The sequence below is a fragment of the Cellulomonas wangsupingiae genome, assembly GCF_024508275.1.
Lineage (GTDB): Bacteria > Actinomycetota > Actinomycetes > Actinomycetales > Cellulomonadaceae > Cellulomonas > Cellulomonas wangsupingiae.
On sequence record NZ_CP101989.1, the window covers coordinates 1,397,074 to 1,411,858 of the forward strand.

Genomic DNA, 14,785 nt, shown 5'->3' on the forward strand with positions numbered 1-14,785 from the left:
GGCGGGGGCGGCGCCGCGTCGATAGCCTGCCGGACGAAGGAGGTGCGCGTGCAGCGTGGGGTGGTCCGTCGACGGGTGGTCGTGCGCGGCGTCGTCCAGGGCGTCGGGTTCCGGTGGTGGTGCGCGCAGGAGGCGGACCGGACGGGGGTCGCGGGCTGGGTGCGCAACCGCCTCGACGGCGCCGTCGAGGTGGTCGTCGAGGGTGAGCAGACGCAGGTCGACGCGATGCTCGCCCACCTCGCCGACGGTCCGCGGCACGCGCGCGTGACGGGCGTCGACGTCGTCGCCGAGCCCTCGCAGGGGCTGACCGCGTTCGAGGTCGAGCCGTGATGCCGGTGTGGTCCGTGGGGTGGCGGGGGACCGCGCCGGACCCCGTCGTGACGCCCGCGCCGCAGGAGGTGCCCACTGCCGAGCCGAGCGGCCCGGAGGTGACGCCGTCGCCCGAGCCGACCGACGCCCCCGCCCCCAGCGCCACTGCCGACCCGCCGTCCCCGGTCCCGACGTCGGCCACGGTGCAGCCGACGGCCGAGGCCACACCGACGCCCAGCCCGGAGCCGAGCCCGAGCGCCACGACGCTCGAGCCCACGCCCGGTCCCACGGCCACGTCGACCGTGCAGGTGCCGACCTGGCCGTCGCAGCCCGCGGTCGTGGAGTCCGACGTGCCGTGGGCGGTCGTGGCCACCGCGGCGGTCGTGCTGGTGCTGGCGGCGGCCTGGCTGTGGTGGTGGTGGCGCCGCGGTGGCGCCACCCCGTCCGGGCCGGGTGCCGGCACGTCACCGGTGGGCGGCGCGGTCGGTCGCGACGAGACCCCGACGCGGGTGCTCCCGCTCCCGGGGGACGCGACCGTCGCGGCGGACGCCGCCGACGCGACGGTCGTGCTGACGCCGACACCGGACGACGACGCCGACCCGCTCACCGCCCGTGGGGATGCGACCGTCAGGTTCCTCACCCGGCTCGGTGAGGCCATGATCGACGCCGGTGCCCCGATCGTGCAGGTCAACGCGACGCTGCAGCGGGTCGCGGCGGTCAACGGGCTGCCGGACGCCGCGGTCGTGACCTTCCCGACCGCCCTGATCGTGTCGGTGCCGCAGCACGACACCGTGCAGACCGCGGTGTCGACGGCCGGCACGCGCTCGCTGCGCCTCGACCAGGTCGCGGACGTCCTCGACCTCGCGTCGGACGCCTCGCGGGGCGACGTGCGCCCCGCGGACGGGCTGGCGACGCTCACCGCGATCGTGCGCTCGGAGCCCGCGTCGACGCCCGTGCGCCGGGCCGCCGGCTACGTCGCCATCGCCGCGGGGCTCTCGCTCGTGCTCGGCGGTGGCTGGCTCGACGTCCTGGTCGCCTCCGCCCTCGGGGGTGCGGTCGCCCTGCTGCTGCACCTCACGCGGCGGGTCCCCGACATGTACCGGGGCCTGCTGGTGGCGGTGTGCGCGTTCGCCGTCGCGGTGCCCGTGTTCCTCCTGGTGCGGACCGGCTGGCCGGTGGGGTTGCTCGCCCCGCTCGTGGCGCCGCTCGTGACGTTCCTGCCCGGGGCGCTGCTGACCACGGGCGTCATCGACCTCGCGACCCGTCAGATGATCGCCGGCTCGTCGCGCCTGGCCGCCGGCGTCATGCAGCTCGTCCTGCTCGCGCTCGGCATCACGGCCGCGGCCGGGCTCGTGGGGGTGCCCGCGTCGGAGGTCGGGACCGAGGGCGTGGGGCAGGCGCTCGGATGGCTCGGCCCGTGGGTGGGGGTGGGGGTCTACGCCGTCGGTGTCGTGCTCAACAACGACGCGCACCGCGGCTCCCTGCCGTGGATCGCGCTCGTGCTCGTGGTGGCGTACGCGGGCCAGGTGGTCGGCGGCGTGCTGCTCGGCGCCGTGGTCTCGTCGTTCGTCGGGGCGCTGGCGATGACCCCCGTCGCCATGCTCGCGGCGACGCGGCGGGGGGCGCCGCCGTTCCTCGTGACGTTCCTGCCGGGGTTCTGGGTGCTCGTCCCCGGTGCGCTGGGGCTCGTCGGCGTCACGTCGGTGCTGGGGCGCTCGGCCGAGCACGCCTTCACGACGATCGTCACGACCGGGGTCTCGATGGTCGCGATCAGCCTCGGGGTGCTGGCCGGCCTCGCGCTCGGTGGCGTGCTGCAGCGTCGGCTCGTCCCCGACTCCCCGCGGATCCTGTGACGCGACGGTCGGCTACGTGTCGCGGCGCACGACCGCGGCGGCCCGCGCGGCGAGCAGCCCTGCGACACCCGTGCGTCCCGCCCGCAGGCGCGTGAAGGCGTGGGCGTCGGGCCCGGTGGGCACGCGCCGCGGCAGGGAGTCGACGGCGACGAGCCACGGCGGCCACCCGACGAGCCGGCACAGCGCCACGAGACGCTCCGACTCCGACTCCGAGTCCGTCAGCTCCTCGCCCAGCAGCTCGGTCAGCTCGTCGGCCGCCTCGGGGTGCCCGGTCAGCGCCGCGAGCCCCGGGGCGTCCTCGAGGCCGAGCACCCCGTACGCCTCGTCGTCGTCGGGGTGGGCCACGTGCGCGTCGGACACGTAGTCCACGACCTGCGTGGTGCCGTCGTAGCCCCACAGCCGCAGCAGCTCGTCGCGCTGCACCAGCACCGCGACGACGCTCACGTGCAGCGCCGCCGCGACGACCGCCGCGACGTCACCGGCGCGGCGACGGCGCGCGGCGACGTGGCCGCGCGGCCGGTCCGGGACGGCGGTCACCCAGCCGCCCTCCGACGGGCCGACCCACCCCGAGAACCGCTCGCGTGCCAGGACGCCCAGGACGTCCTCGCGGGGCGCCCGCACGAGCAGCGCGGCGTAGGTCAGGCCCTCGGGACCGGCGACCTGCTCCGTGCCGTACACGCTCACCGTCCGAGTCTGGCACCGGCGGCGCGGGTCCGCGTGGGAGGCGTCAGGAGGTGACGTCCGCCGTCGTGAACCGCGCCCAGGCGAGGGCACCGAACACGGCGACCCAGGCGGCCTGCACCGCGAGGCCCTGGGCGAGGACGTCCGTCGACGGCACGACGCGCAGCATCTCCGCGAAGTCGAACCAGTGGTGGGTCAGGAGCGCGGGGTGGATGGCCTCCAGCTGCGGGAGCTGGTCCAGCACGCTGGAGACGACGGCCACGACGACCGTGGCGGCCATCGCACCGACCGGGACCTCCGTGAGCGTCGAGAAGAAGAGCCCGACCGCCACCAGCCCCGTCATCGACAGGCCGACGTACGCGACGACCCCCGCCACCCGCAGCACGCCGTCGGTGAGCGGCACGGTGGTGCCCGACAGCAGCGTGAGGTCACCGACGCCGAACAGCACGGCCCCGGTGACCAGGCCCACCACGGCGATCGCGAGCACGGCGGCGGCCGCGAACGCCAGCGCGCCGAGCGCCTTGACGGCGAGCAGGCGGCCACGCGCGACGGGCACGGCCAGCAGGTAGCGCAGCGTGCCGGCCGACGCCTCGCCCGCCAGGGCGTCGCCGGACGCGATGCCGATGGTCAGCGGCAGGAGGAACGGTGTGCACAGGAACAGCGCCGCCACGACGAGGAACAGGCCGTTGCCCGTGACCCTCGCGACGAACGGTGGTCCCTGGCCGTCCAGGCCCGAGTCCTGCGCGAGGAACAGCACGACGCCGAGCAGCACGGGCACGAGCGCCAGGCCCACGAGCAGCACGAGGTTGCGGCGACGGCCCAGCACGAGCGCGAGCTCGGAGCGCACCAGGCGCCCCAGGGCCCCGCGGTGGCGGACCGGCGCGGCGCCGGCGTCGACCGGCGCGGTGTCAGCGAGCGACATCGAAGCCCTCCCCGGTGAGCTCGACGAAGACCTGCTCGAGCGACGGGCGGCGCACGTCGAGGGCGAGCAGGCCGACGCCCGCCCGCACGAGGGCCGCGGCGACGTCCTGGGGTCGGGGCCCGGCGCCGTGCGCGCCGCCGTCCGGCGCCCCGGCGCCGTCGACCTGCGTCCCGTCGTCGTCCGCGAGGGCCGCGGTCACCGTGACCGTGCCGTCCGCCGCCGGCCGCTCGCCGGCGGCGTCGGTCAGGCCGAGGCGGCGCAGCTCGGCGACCGCCGCGTCCGCGTCCGCCGCGGGCACGCGCAGGACCACGCGCGCGCCGCGGCGCGCGGTGAGCTCGGCACGCGTGCCCTGCAGCAGCAGCCGGCCGTGCCCCATGATCCCGACGTGGGTGCAGACCTGCTCGATCTCCGCCAGCAGGTGCGAGGACACCAGCACGGTGGTGCCCGCGTCGGACAGCTCGCGCACGAGGTGGCGCACCTCCCGCGTGCCCTGGGGGTCCAGGCCGTTGGTCGGCTCGTCCAGGACCAGCAGGTCCCGCGGACGCAGCAGCGCCGCCGCCAGGCCCAGCCGCTGCTTCATGCCCAGCGAGTACTGCCGGTAGCGCTTGTCGGCCGCCGCGCCGAGGCCCACCCGGTCGAGCGCCCCGTCGATGCGGGCCCGCGACGTGCGGGGGTCGGCCGACGCGTCGACCGCGTCGAGCCGCACGAGGTTGGCCCGCCCGGACAGGTACGGCTGGAACGCCGGACCCTCGACCAGCGCACCGACGCGCGGCAGCACGCGCGCCGCCGCCTGCGGCATGGGCTCGCCCAGCAGGTGCACCTGCCCGGCGGTCGGCGCCACCAGCCCCAGGAGCATGCGGATCGTGGTGGTCTTGCCCGACCCGTTGGGGCCGAGGAACCCGTAGACCGCGCCGCGCGGCACCGCGAGGTCGATGCCGTCGACCGCCACCTGTCCGGTGCGGAAGCGCTTGGTCAGGCCGCGGGTGCGGATCGCGTCGTCGCTCACGGCACCAGCGTGCGCCTCGGTGGGCGCCGCTGCGGGGGCGACCGCCGTCGCGGTCGCCCCCGGCGGCGTCGTCACGCGTCCGCCGCCGCGCGCAGCGTGTCGACCGGCACCGCACCGACGAGCACGCGCCCGTCGTCGAGGACCAGGACCGACAGCAGGGACGAGGACAGTGCGCGCCCGCCCTCGACGGGCGTCGTCAGCTGGTCGTACAGCGCCGTCGTGTCGAGGTCGACGGGCGGCCCGTCGCCCTCGCCGGCGAACTGCTCGTACAGCTCCTGCGCGCCCTCGGACCCGAGCTCCTTGTCGGCCTGCGGCAGCTCGGCCACCGCGGCGGGGTCACCCGCGACCAGCGCGGCGACGTCGACGTCGGTGAGCTCGACGACGGTGTCCCAGCCGGTGCCGGTGACGCTCACACCCTCGGGCACGGGCGTGCCGGACGGGTCCGCGGGCAGGCCGTCGGGGACGGCCTGGGCGAGGCTCGCGTCGTCGGGCAGAGGCACGGCCACCTCGCGCACGCTCGCGCCCGGCGGTGCCGCGAACGTCAGGACGGCGTCGTCCGGCGCCGCGAACGTCACGTCGGTGAAGCCGAGCTCGAGCGCCGGCGTCGCGGCGTCGTCGCTGCTCCACACCTGGACGCGCAGCGGGGTCCACGTCTGGGCGTCGACGGCGACCACGATGCGCCCGACGAGCGTCGTCGTGCTCCGCGGCGTCACCACGACCTGGTAGGCGTCGCGCCCTGCGACGGTCGTGGCGGCGTCGACGCCGACCGTGGCGTGCTCCTGCGCGCGCTCCAGCGCCTCGCGGCCCAGCTCGTCGGGGGTCGGCAGGTCGGCCGGCGGCGTCGCGGTCGCCCGCAGCTCCTGCGCGCGCGCCGCGTCCTGCGGGGACAGCGCGTAGTGCACGACCTCGTCGTCCGACGACGAGTAGGTCCAGGCCTGCGTGCCGTCGGCCACGACCGAGTACTCCGACGCGTCGCCCAGCAGGGACACGCGCGAGCGCTGCTCGCCGTCGGTCCACACGCGCAGCGTCGTCGACCCGCCGAGCAGGCTCACCGGGTCCGCGCCGCCCATCGCCGTCAGCGACAGGTCCGGCAGGCCGAGGCGCGCGGTGTGCACGACGGTGCCGGACAGCGGCTGCGGCTCGGCCTGCGCGACGCGCGTCAGCACCTCGGCCGGCGTCACCTCGGGCAGCCCGGCGGTGTCCGCCGACGCGAGCAGCGGGGGTGCCGCGAACGCGGCGGCGACGGCCACCGCGGCGACGGCGGGCACGGCCCAGGCGCGCCTGCGCGGCCCGGTGGTGGAGACGGTGGTGGTGTCCATGCCCCCACCGTGCACGTCGGCGCCTGAGCGGACCCTGAGAGTGCCGGGCCGCCGCGGCGCGGCCCGCGGTGGCGGGCGGTGGGATGCTGCCGGGGTGCGCGTGCTCCTGGTCGACGACGAGGTCGGTCTCGTGCGCGCGCTGCGCCGGGGCCTGACGGCCGAGGGGTTCGCGGTCGACGCCGCGCACGACGGCGAGACGGGCCTGGCGATGGCGGTCGACGGGGAGTACGACGTCCTGGTGGTCGACGTCATGCTGCCGCGGCGCAACGGGTACGACGTCGTGACGGCGCTGCGGGCGCACGACGTCTGGACGCCCGTGCTCATGCTGTCCGCCAAGGACGGCGAGCACGACGTCGCCGACGGGCTCGACGTGGGCGCCGACGACTACCTGACGAAGCCCTTCTCCTTCGTCGTGCTCGTCGCGCGCCTGCGGGCCCTGGTGCGTCGGCCCGTCGCGCCGCGTCCCGCGGTGCTGCGCGCGGGGACGCTGACGCTCGACCCGGCGTCGCGGCAGGTCACGCGGGACGGCCACGTCGTCGACCTGACGGCGCGGGAGACGGCCCTGCTGGAGTACCTGCTGCGTCACGGTGACCGGGTCGTCGGCAAGATCGAGCTGCTCGACCACGTCTTCGACACCGGCGGGGAGGACCCGAACGTCGTCGAGGTGTACGTCGGCTACCTGCGGCGCAAGCTCGGGCGCGCGGCCGTCACCACGGTGCGCGGCGCGGGCTACCGGGTGGGCGACGCGTGACCGCCGACGCGCGCCCACCACACCGCCGCGGGCTGTCGCTGCGCGCGCGCCTGACGCTGGTCGCGACCGTCGCCGTGGCCGTCGTGCTCGTGGCCGGTGCGGTCGCCCTCTCCGTGGCCCTCGGTGCCGCGCGCACCGCGGCGCTCGACGACGTCGTGCGCGAGCGCTCGGACACCCTCGCCGCGCTCGTCGCCGACGACCGGGTCCCCGGCGCCCTCCCCGTCGCCCAGCCCGGGGAGATCGCCCAGCTGCTCGACGACGCCGGCGGCGTGATCGCCACGTCCACCACGGCCAGCCGCACGCTGCCGGTCGTCGACGCCGCGACCCTCGCCGGGTGGCGCACGCGGGCGGGCACCGACGTGCTGGTCGTCGGCACCGACGCCGGCGCGTACGACGACGTCGCGCGTGCGGCCGTGCGCGCGGTCGTCTACCGCGGGGAGCCGGCGACCCTCGTGACGACGGTGCCCGCGACCGACGTGCAGGGGGTGCTGCGGGCGCTGCAGGTCGCGCTGCTGGTCATCGTCCCGGTCCTGACCGCCGGCTTCGGCCTGGTGCTGTGGACGGTGCTGGGTCGTGCGCTGGCGCCCGTCGAGCAGCTGCGCGCGGCGGCGGACCGGGTCGCGTCGACGGGCGGGCCCGGCTCGCTGCCCGTGCCGGCCGCCGACGACGAGCTGGGGGCGCTGGCCCGCACCCTCAACGCCATGCTCGACCGGCTGGAGGTCGCGGCCGCCCGGCAGCGGGCCTTCGTCGCGGACGCCGCGCACGAGCTGCGCTCGCCGGTGGCCGCGGCCCGCGCCGCCGTCGAGGTCGCCGCCGCGCACCCCGAGGCGTACCCGGTGGCCGACCTGGTCGCGGACCTGGAGCCGCAGGTCGCCCGCATGCAGACGCTCGTGGACGACCTGCTGGTGCTCGCCCGCGTGGGGGCCTCGCAGGCCGAGCGCGGGCCCGTCGACCTCGGTGCCGTCGCCGCGGACGCGGTCGCGTCGGTGGTGCCCGCCGCGCGCGAGCGGGGCGTCCGCGTGGACGTCGCCGGCGACGCGACCGCCATCGGCACGGCGGACGGCGCCGGTCGCGCGGTGCGGAACCTCGTCGAGAACGCCGTGCGGCACGCCCGGCACGACGTCCGGGTGCGGGTCCAGGGGGGCCCGCGCGGTGCACGGGTCGTGGTCGACGACGACGGCGCCGGGGTCGCGGTCGGCGACCGCGAACGGGTCTTCGAGCGGTTCGTCCGCCTGGACGACGCGCGCGAGCGGGACTCCGGCGGGGCGGGCCTCGGCCTCGCGATCGCGCGGGAGGTCGCCCGCGAGCTCGGCGGCGACGTCCGCATCGAGGACGCCCCGGCGGGTGGGGCGCGTGCCGTGCTGGAGCTGCCGGCGGGCTGAGAGGGCTGTGCCGCACGTCCCCGGTCGTCCGGACCTGCGGGTCGCGGAGCACCGTGGGACGATTCGGCGGCGCGGCCCGCCGGGGGCCGGCGCACAGGAGGACACATGACGCTGCTGGTCCGCGAGCGACCTGCACCCACGGGGATGCACGTCCAGGTCGACCGCTTGCGGATCGGGGGACTCGCCCTGCGGGTGTCGACCGTCCGGGACGCCGCCGCGCACGACCGCCCGGAGCGGGACCACCGCGACTTCGTGCTGGTCCACGGGCTCGGCTCGTCGTCGGCGACCTTCGGGAGGCTCGCGCGGCGGCTCGCGTCCGCCGGCACCGTCCACCTGCTCGACCTGCCGGGGTTCGCGCGCGTGCCGCGGCCGCGTGAGGGACTGGGGATGGAGGACCTCGCCCGGCTCGTCACGCGGTGGGTCGAGCACGCCGGGGTGCAGGGGGCGACGTTCCTCGGGCACTCGATGGGGGCGCAGGTCGTCACCGAGGTGCTCGCCGTCTCCCCGGGCATCGGGTCGCACCTCGTGCTGGTCGGGCCCACGGTCGAGGAGCGTGCGCGCACCGCTACGCGGCAGATGCTGCACCTGACCCGGAGCACGGCGTTCGAGTCGCACCGGCTGCGCGCCCTGCTGCTGCGGGCCTACGTCGAGTGCGGCCCGCGCTGGTTCGTCCGGGAGCTGCGGCACATGATGCGCCATCCCCTCGAGGACCGGCTGCGGCAGGTCGACGTGCCCGTGCTTCTCGTCCGGGGCGAGCACGACCGCGTCGCGCCGAACCCCTGGGCGGAGCTGCTCGCGGCCGCCGCGCCCCGCGGCCGGGCCGTCACGGTCGCCGGCGCGGCGCACGCCGCGATGTACGACCACGGACGCGAGGTGGGCGACCTGGTGCTGGAGCACGTGGCGCGATGACCGCGTCCGGGGGTGCGCGGGCGGGTGGAGCCGTGCGGCGGCTGGTGCGGCAGGGTGTCGCCTGGGGGCGGGACTACACGTGGATCGTCGGGGCGCAGGCCGCCGCGACGCTGCGCCCGCCGGCGCCGGACGGCCTGGCGTCGGGGGACCGGGCGCCCGTGGTGCTGGTGCCGGGCGTCTACGAGACGTGGCCCGTGATGGGCGGGCTGGCACGCGCGCTGCACGCCGCCGGTCACCCCGTGCACGCCGTACCCGCGCTGGGGTTCAACCTCGGCACGCTCGAGGACTCCGCGGGGCACGTGGCGGACCGGCTGGGCGTGCTGGACCTCGACCGCGTCGTCCTCGTCGCGCACTCGAAGGGCGGGCTGATCGGCAAGCTCGTCCTGGCCGACCCGGACGCGGGGGCACGCGTGGCGGGCCTCGTCGCGGTCAACACCCCGTTCGCGGGGTCGACGTACGCCCGGTGGTTCCCGGCGCGGCCGGTCCGTGCCCTGTCACCGGTGGACCCGCACGTGCTCGCGCTCGCGCGGGACGTGGCGACGCACGCGCGGATCTGGTCGGTCTACGCGCGCTTCGACCCGCACGTGCCGGGCGGCAGCGAGCTCCCGGGCGCGGTCAACGTCCGGCTGCCGCTCGACGGGCACTTTCGCCCCCTGGACGACCCCCGGATGCACGCGGCCGTGCTGGACGCGGTCACGCACCTCGCGCGGGACACCTCCGAGCGGCCGGACGCCTGAGGGGCTGCCTGCCGGCCGTCAGTGGCCGGCGGGCACCACCGCGCCCGCCGGGGCGGGCCGGACCGCGAACGCAGCCACGATGGCCGGCAGCGTGAGGAACGCACCGACGAGGAACGCGGCGCGCACCCCGCCCGCGGTGGCGACGACCGGCGAGGCGCCGTCGGCCGCGAGCCCGGCCATCGTCGCGGACAGGATCGTGATGAACAGCGCCGTCCCGGCGGCACCGGCGACCTGCTGCACCGTGCCGATCACGGCCGAGCCGTGGGAGTACCGGTGCGGCGGGACCGACCCCAGCGCGGACGTGAACAGCGGCGTGAAGACGAGCGCCAGCCCTGCCGACATCGTCACGTGCCCCGCGACGAGCAGCCACTGCGGGCTGCCGACGCCCAGCAGCAGGGCCATGCCCCATGCCGACAGGCTGACGAGCACCGTGCCGGGCACGAGCAGCGGACGTGGGCCGACCCGGTCGTACGCGCGCCCGACGAGGGGCGCGAGCAGGCCCATGAGCAGGCCGCCGGGCAGCAGCATCAGCCCGGTGCGCAGCGTGTCGACGCCGAGGACGTCCTGCGCGTAGATCGGCAGCAGGATGATGACGCCGAAGAGCGACATCATCATGACGGCCATGAGGCCGACGCCCACGGCGAACGTGCGCGAGCGGAACGTGCGCAGGTCCAGCAGCGCGTCGTCGGTGCGCTGCAGCGCCAGCTGCCGGGCGACGAAGAGCGTGAGGGCCGCCGCGCCGCCGACCAGGGCCCCGACGGTCACGGGCTGCACACCGCCCTGGACGACCTCGCCGATGCGGGACATGCCGAGCACGAGCCCGCCGAACGCGACGGCTGACAGCAGCACCGAGGGCACGTCGACCCGGGCCCACCGCGGCTCGGTCACGTTCGGCAGCCGTGCGGCGCCGAGCGCCAGGGCGCCGAGCGCGACCGGCAGCACCAGGCCGAACATCCAGCGCCAGTCGAGCACCGACAGGATGAGCCCGGAGATCGTCGGGCCCAGCGCGGGGGCCACCGAGATGACGATCGAGATGTTGCCCATGGTGCGCCCGCGGGAGGCGGGCGGGGTCACGGTCATGACCGTCGTCATGAGCAGCGGCAGCATCACCGCGGTGCCGGTGGCCTGCACGACGCGGCCGACGAGCAGCACCTCGAAGCCGGGGGACAGCGCGCACACCAGCGTGCCGAGCGAGAACAGCCCCATGGAGGTGAGGAACGCCGCACGGGTCGTGGTCCGCTGCAGGAAGAACCCGGTGACGGGGATGACCACGGCCATCGTCAGCAGGAAGGCGGTGGTCAGCCACTGCGCTGTCCCCGCGGTGATCGCGAGGTCGTCCATGAGGCGCGGGAGCGCGACGCCCATGATCGTCTCGTTGAGGATGACGACGAACGTCGAGACGAGCAGGAGCACGACCGCCAGGCGGTCGCGCGCCGACATCGCCGTCGGTGCGTCGGGGACGACGGTGGTGGGGTCCGCCACGGTCGTGGGCGGGGCGCTCTGGTCGGTCACGTGAGGTCGCCTGTCGCTTCTGGCCCCGCGGTCGGGGCGGCTGGCACGGTCCGGCCGGACCGGAGGAGGGCGCGGACGCGTCCCGACGAGTCTGTGAGGAGAACCCCGCGCGGGTCGACGCAATTCCGTCCGCCGTACCGACCTGCCGCGACGACCGCACTCATCGGCCGTGGCCGCACAGCCCGCAGCCCGCGCCACCGGGGCGCGGGCTGCGTCAGTCAGAGGGGCGCGCGTCAGACGGTCGCGAGCACCGTGTCGAGCAGGCCCAGGACGACCGTCGCCGAGCGCTCGGCGGCGTCGTCGACGTGCGCGCCGAAGTCCACTCCCGCGATCGGCCCGCACAGGTCGGAGATGCCCCGCACGGACAGGAACGGCACACCGGCCAGGTGCGCGGTGTGCGCGAGCGCCGTCGACTCCATGTCGCACGCGAGCGCGTCGGGGAACGCCTCGCGCAGGCCGACGACGCGCTCGGCGTCGACGAAGACGTCGCTCGACAGGAGGGTGCCGGTGCGGACCGTCAGCCCACCCGCGTCCACGCCCGCGGCGGCGGCCAGCAGCCCGGGGTCGGCGTCGAAGCGCGCCGGCATGCCCGGGACCTGCCCGAGCGCGTACCCGAAGACGCGCGCGTCCGCCGCCCCGTAGACGGTCGTGGCGCCCACGACGACGTCGCCGACCCGCACGTCGAGCCCCATGCCGCCCGCGGAGCCGGCGCTGAGCACCACGCGCGCGCCCGACCCGTGCAGCGCCAGGGCCGTGGCCGTCGCCGCGTTGACCAGGCCGATGCCGCACGTCACGAGCAGCACACGGGGACCGCCGAGGTCGAGGACGCGCCGACGGGCGCCGACGACCTCGACCTCGTCGCCCACGGCCGTCGCGCGGTCCAGGAACGGGGAGGCCTCGACGCCCATCGCCGTGACGACGACCGCGTCGACGCGCGCGCCCGCCCGGGCGGACAGGTCGGCGCTCACGCCGTCACCGTGCTCCACCCGTCGCGGGCGGCGAGGAACGTCCGCGCCGCGTCCTGCGCGCCGCTCAGCGTGTGGTGCGCGCCCCAGCCGCACTGCACCTCGTTGGCCGCGGGCACCTCGTCCGCCCCGAGGACGTCGGTGAGCGTCGCGGCGACGAGGTCCTGGACCTCGTCGAGCGTCCAGCGGCCCTCGAGCATGAGGTAGAAGCCCGTCTGGCACCCCATGGGGGAGAAGTCCAGGACGCGGTCGGAGTGGTTGCGCGAGTGCTCCGCGAACAGGTGCTCCAGGGAGTGCACGGCGTCCATCTCGAGGTGCCCGACGTTCGGCTGCGTGAACCGCACGTCGAACTTGGAGATGACGTCCCCGTGGGGGAGCTCCTTGAGGTCCGCGAGCCGGATGTACGGCGCGACGACGGTGCGGTGGTCCAGGTTGAACGACTCGACGTTCATGCGCGGTGTGTCCACCCGACAAGTGTGGGGCACGGCGCGCCCGGGTGCCCGTGCGTCCGCAGGGCGGGCGCAGGGCGTGCGCCGCCGCAGGTCAGCGGGCGCGCAGCTCCACGAGCACGCGCGGCAGCTCGGCGAGCAGCTCGCGCGCGAGGTAGCCGTGCGGTCCGACCGCGGCGGCGAGCCGGTCGCCGGCCACGCCGTGCGCCTCGACACCGAAGCACGCCGCCTGCTCGGGGCTCGCACCGCGGGCGAGCAGACCGCCCACGGCTCCCGCCAGCACGTCACCGCTGCCGGACGTGCCGAGCCCGGAGTACCCGGTCGACGCGCGCCAGCGCCGCCCGTGGGGCTCCGCGACGACCCCCGCGCACGCGACGACCACGCCGTACTCGTCGGCGATGCGCGCGGCGACCGGCACCTCGGCGTCGTCGCGGCCCTCGTCCGCGGTGTCCGGGTCGTCGTCCAGGAGGCGGCCCGCCTCCGCGGTGTTCGGTGTGAGCACCGCGCGGCCGCGCACGGCGTCCCGGACGTCGTGCGCGTCGCGCAGGACGCCCAGGGCGAACGCGTCGAGGACCAGCGGCGTCGTGTCAGCCGTCCCGGCGACGACCGCGCGCAGCAGCGCGAGCGTCCCGTCGGGCTCGTCGAGGCCCGGGCCCACCACGACCACGTCGGCGCGCTCGAGCTCGGCGTCCAGCCCGTCGCCGGGCCCGGTGACGGCGCCGCCGGGCCCCTCCGGCAGGCCGATCACGCCCGCCTCGGGGATCGCGACGGCCAGCGGCCCGGCCACCGAGGCGGCCACGCCCAGGGTCAGGCGTCCGGCGCCCACCCGCAGGGCCGCGAGCCCCGCGAGCATCACCGCTCCGGGGGTGGACCTGGCGCCGCCGAGCACCAGGACCCCGCCGCGGGCGTCCTTGCCGCCCGTCGGCTCCGGGAGCGGGTGCTCGCGCAGCAGCGCGGGAGTCAACGTCGCGTCAGCCACCGGTGTCACCCGTCCCCTCGTGCTCGGTGATCGTGGCGTCGAGCTCGGCCAGGTGCGCCACGTCGTCGAACAGGCCCAGCCGCCACGCGTCGTCGACGCGGTCCAGGCGCGTGACCGAGGCGTTGCGGACGCTGCGCTCGCGCACCACGGTCATGAGTTCGTCCTCGGTGAGCTCCTCCAGCACGTAGCGCAGCAGCATGACGACCGCGTCGTGCGAGACGACGAGCACACGCCGGCCGGCCTCGCGCCGCTGCAGGTCGCCCAGCGCCGCCCGCAGGCGCAGCGCCACGTCGGCCCACGACTCGCCCCCGGGCGGGCGGTGGTACATCTTGCCGAGGTGCCGGCGCCGCTCCGCCTCCTCGGGGTGCCGCGCCCGGACACCGCGCCAGGTCAGCCGGTCGAGGATGCCCAGCTCCCGGTCGCGCAGGCGCTCGTCGAGGTGCACCGGCACGTCCAGCCCCGCCTCGCCCAGCGCGAGGAGCGCCGTCTGCTGCGCCCGGACGTACGGCGAGCACCACACGACCTCGGGCCGGTCGTCCGCCGGCAGCCCGGCCAGCCACGCGCCGAGGGCACGGGCCTGGTCCTCGCCGCGCTCCGACAGCGGGGTGTCGGCGTCGCGCGTCGTCACGTCGACGACCAGGGCCTCCTCCCGCTCGGCACGGGACGCCGCGACGTTGCCGACGCTCTCGCCGTGGCGCACGAGCACGAGGCTCGTGGGCGTCGTGGCGAGGGCGCTCACCGGCCGCTGCGCTCCTCGATCGCCGGCAGGATCGTGGTCGGGATCGCGAAGGCCAGGCCGAAGGCCAGGATCCCGGCGGTGACGAGCCACGGACCGGCCGACGCCCCGGCGTCGAACCCCAGCGTCAGCAGCGCGAACGACCCCACGAACAGCAGGAGGCACAGCACCCCCGTCGCGGCGCGCGAGGGGGCCTCCGGCGCGGCGTCCGGCGTGTCCGGGATGTGGTCGTGGGCCATGGGTCCTCCTGGGTCGTGACGGGCAACGCAGCGCCA

The 14,785-nt window shown here is 76.7% G+C and carries 16 protein-coding genes; 6 read left to right on the forward strand and 10 right to left on the reverse strand.

Annotated elements, in window-relative coordinates; translation table 11 throughout:
- The first annotated feature begins 48 nt into the window (after positions 1 to 48).
- Both NP075_RS06500 and NP075_RS06505 read left to right on the forward strand, forming a co-directional pair.
- Positions 49 to 330: an acylphosphatase gene (locus tag NP075_RS06500; protein WP_227564464.1), complete on the forward strand. Its 282-nt coding sequence runs from the start codon at positions 49 to 51 to the stop codon at positions 328 to 330.
- Positions 330 to 2,162, forward strand: coding sequence for a threonine/serine exporter family protein (locus NP075_RS06505; protein ID WP_227564463.1), 1,833 nt, complete (start codon positions 330 to 332; stop codon positions 2,160 to 2,162). The genes NP075_RS06500 and NP075_RS06505 overlap by 1 nt, the downstream gene beginning before the upstream one ends.
- Positions 2,163 to 2,174: 12 nt before the next feature.
- On the opposite strand, the gene NP075_RS06510 is transcribed toward NP075_RS06505, so the two are convergent.
- From NP075_RS06510 to NP075_RS06525, 4 genes are all read right to left on the reverse strand, one after another.
- A complete protein-coding gene (locus NP075_RS06510; protein ID WP_227564462.1) occupies positions 2,175 to 2,846 on the reverse strand; it encodes a hypothetical protein in 672 nt (223 codons plus the stop codon).
- Positions 2,847 to 2,889: 43 nt separating this feature from the next.
- Complete coding sequence (locus NP075_RS06515; RefSeq protein WP_227564461.1) at positions 2,890 to 3,765, reverse strand: ABC transporter permease; 876 nt, start codon at positions 3,763 to 3,765, stop codon at positions 2,890 to 2,892.
- The gene (locus NP075_RS06520; RefSeq protein WP_227564460.1) at positions 3,752 to 4,771 is read right to left on the reverse strand and encodes an ABC transporter ATP-binding protein; all 1,020 of its coding nucleotides are present in this window, start codon (positions 4,769 to 4,771) and stop codon (positions 3,752 to 3,754) included. Before NP075_RS06520 ends, NP075_RS06515 begins: the two co-directional genes overlap by 14 nt.
- A gap of 71 nt (positions 4,772 to 4,842) precedes the next feature.
- Positions 4,843 to 6,090 carry a LolA family protein gene (locus NP075_RS06525; RefSeq protein ID WP_227564459.1) on the reverse strand — a complete coding sequence of 416 codons (1,248 nt, stop codon included), beginning with the start codon at positions 6,088 to 6,090 and terminating at the stop codon, positions 4,843 to 4,845.
- A 94-nt stretch (positions 6,091 to 6,184) separates the two neighbouring features.
- Between NP075_RS06525 and NP075_RS06530 the strand changes: the two genes are divergently transcribed.
- The 4 genes from NP075_RS06530 (at position 6,185) to NP075_RS06545 (ending at position 9,869) form a co-directional block, all read left to right on the forward strand.
- Positions 6,185 to 6,841 carry a response regulator transcription factor gene (locus NP075_RS06530; protein WP_227564458.1) on the forward strand — a complete coding sequence of 219 codons (657 nt, stop codon included), beginning with the start codon at positions 6,185 to 6,187 and terminating at the stop codon, positions 6,839 to 6,841.
- Positions 6,838 to 8,223 carry a sensor histidine kinase gene (locus NP075_RS06535; RefSeq protein WP_227564457.1) on the forward strand — a complete coding sequence of 462 codons (1,386 nt, stop codon included), beginning with the start codon at positions 6,838 to 6,840 and terminating at the stop codon, positions 8,221 to 8,223. The genes NP075_RS06530 and NP075_RS06535 overlap by 4 nt, the downstream gene beginning before the upstream one ends.
- A gap of 105 nt (positions 8,224 to 8,328) precedes the next feature.
- Positions 8,329 to 9,132: an alpha/beta fold hydrolase gene (locus tag NP075_RS06540; RefSeq protein WP_227564456.1), complete on the forward strand. Its 804-nt coding sequence runs from the start codon at positions 8,329 to 8,331 to the stop codon at positions 9,130 to 9,132.
- Positions 9,129 to 9,869, forward strand: a complete 741-nt coding sequence (locus tag NP075_RS06545; RefSeq protein WP_227564455.1) for an esterase/lipase family protein — start codon at positions 9,129 to 9,131, stop codon at positions 9,867 to 9,869. Before NP075_RS06540 ends, NP075_RS06545 begins: the two co-directional genes overlap by 4 nt.
- A gap of 18 nt (positions 9,870 to 9,887) precedes the next feature.
- Here NP075_RS06545 and NP075_RS06550 read toward each other — a convergent pair whose 3' ends face one another.
- From NP075_RS06550 to NP075_RS06575, 6 genes are all read right to left on the reverse strand, one after another.
- Complete coding sequence (locus NP075_RS06550) at positions 9,888 to 11,309, reverse strand: DHA2 family efflux MFS transporter permease subunit (protein ID WP_227564637.1); 1,422 nt, start codon at positions 11,307 to 11,309, stop codon at positions 9,888 to 9,890.
- Positions 11,310 to 11,614: 305 nt separating this feature from the next.
- The gene (gene mtnN / locus NP075_RS06555) at positions 11,615 to 12,349 is read right to left on the reverse strand and encodes a 5'-methylthioadenosine/S-adenosylhomocysteine nucleosidase (protein WP_227564454.1); all 735 of its coding nucleotides are present in this window, start codon (positions 12,347 to 12,349) and stop codon (positions 11,615 to 11,617) included.
- Positions 12,346 to 12,798 (reverse strand): S-ribosylhomocysteine lyase, encoded by a 453-nt coding sequence (locus NP075_RS06560; protein WP_227564636.1) that lies wholly within the window; start codon positions 12,796 to 12,798, stop codon positions 12,346 to 12,348. Before NP075_RS06560 ends, mtnN begins: the two co-directional genes overlap by 4 nt.
- Positions 12,799 to 12,889: 91 nt before the next feature.
- Complete coding sequence (locus NP075_RS06565; RefSeq protein WP_227564453.1) at positions 12,890 to 13,774, reverse strand: NAD(P)H-hydrate dehydratase; 885 nt, start codon at positions 13,772 to 13,774, stop codon at positions 12,890 to 12,892.
- Entirely contained in the window at positions 13,767 to 14,513 is a 747-nt protein-coding gene (locus NP075_RS06570) for a histidine phosphatase family protein (RefSeq protein WP_227564452.1), read from the reverse strand. Before NP075_RS06570 ends, NP075_RS06565 begins: the two co-directional genes overlap by 8 nt.
- Positions 14,510 to 14,749, reverse strand: coding sequence for a hypothetical protein (locus NP075_RS06575; protein WP_227564451.1), 240 nt, complete (start codon positions 14,747 to 14,749; stop codon positions 14,510 to 14,512). Before NP075_RS06575 ends, NP075_RS06570 begins: the two co-directional genes overlap by 4 nt.
- Positions 14,750 to 14,785: the final 36 nt, after the last annotated feature.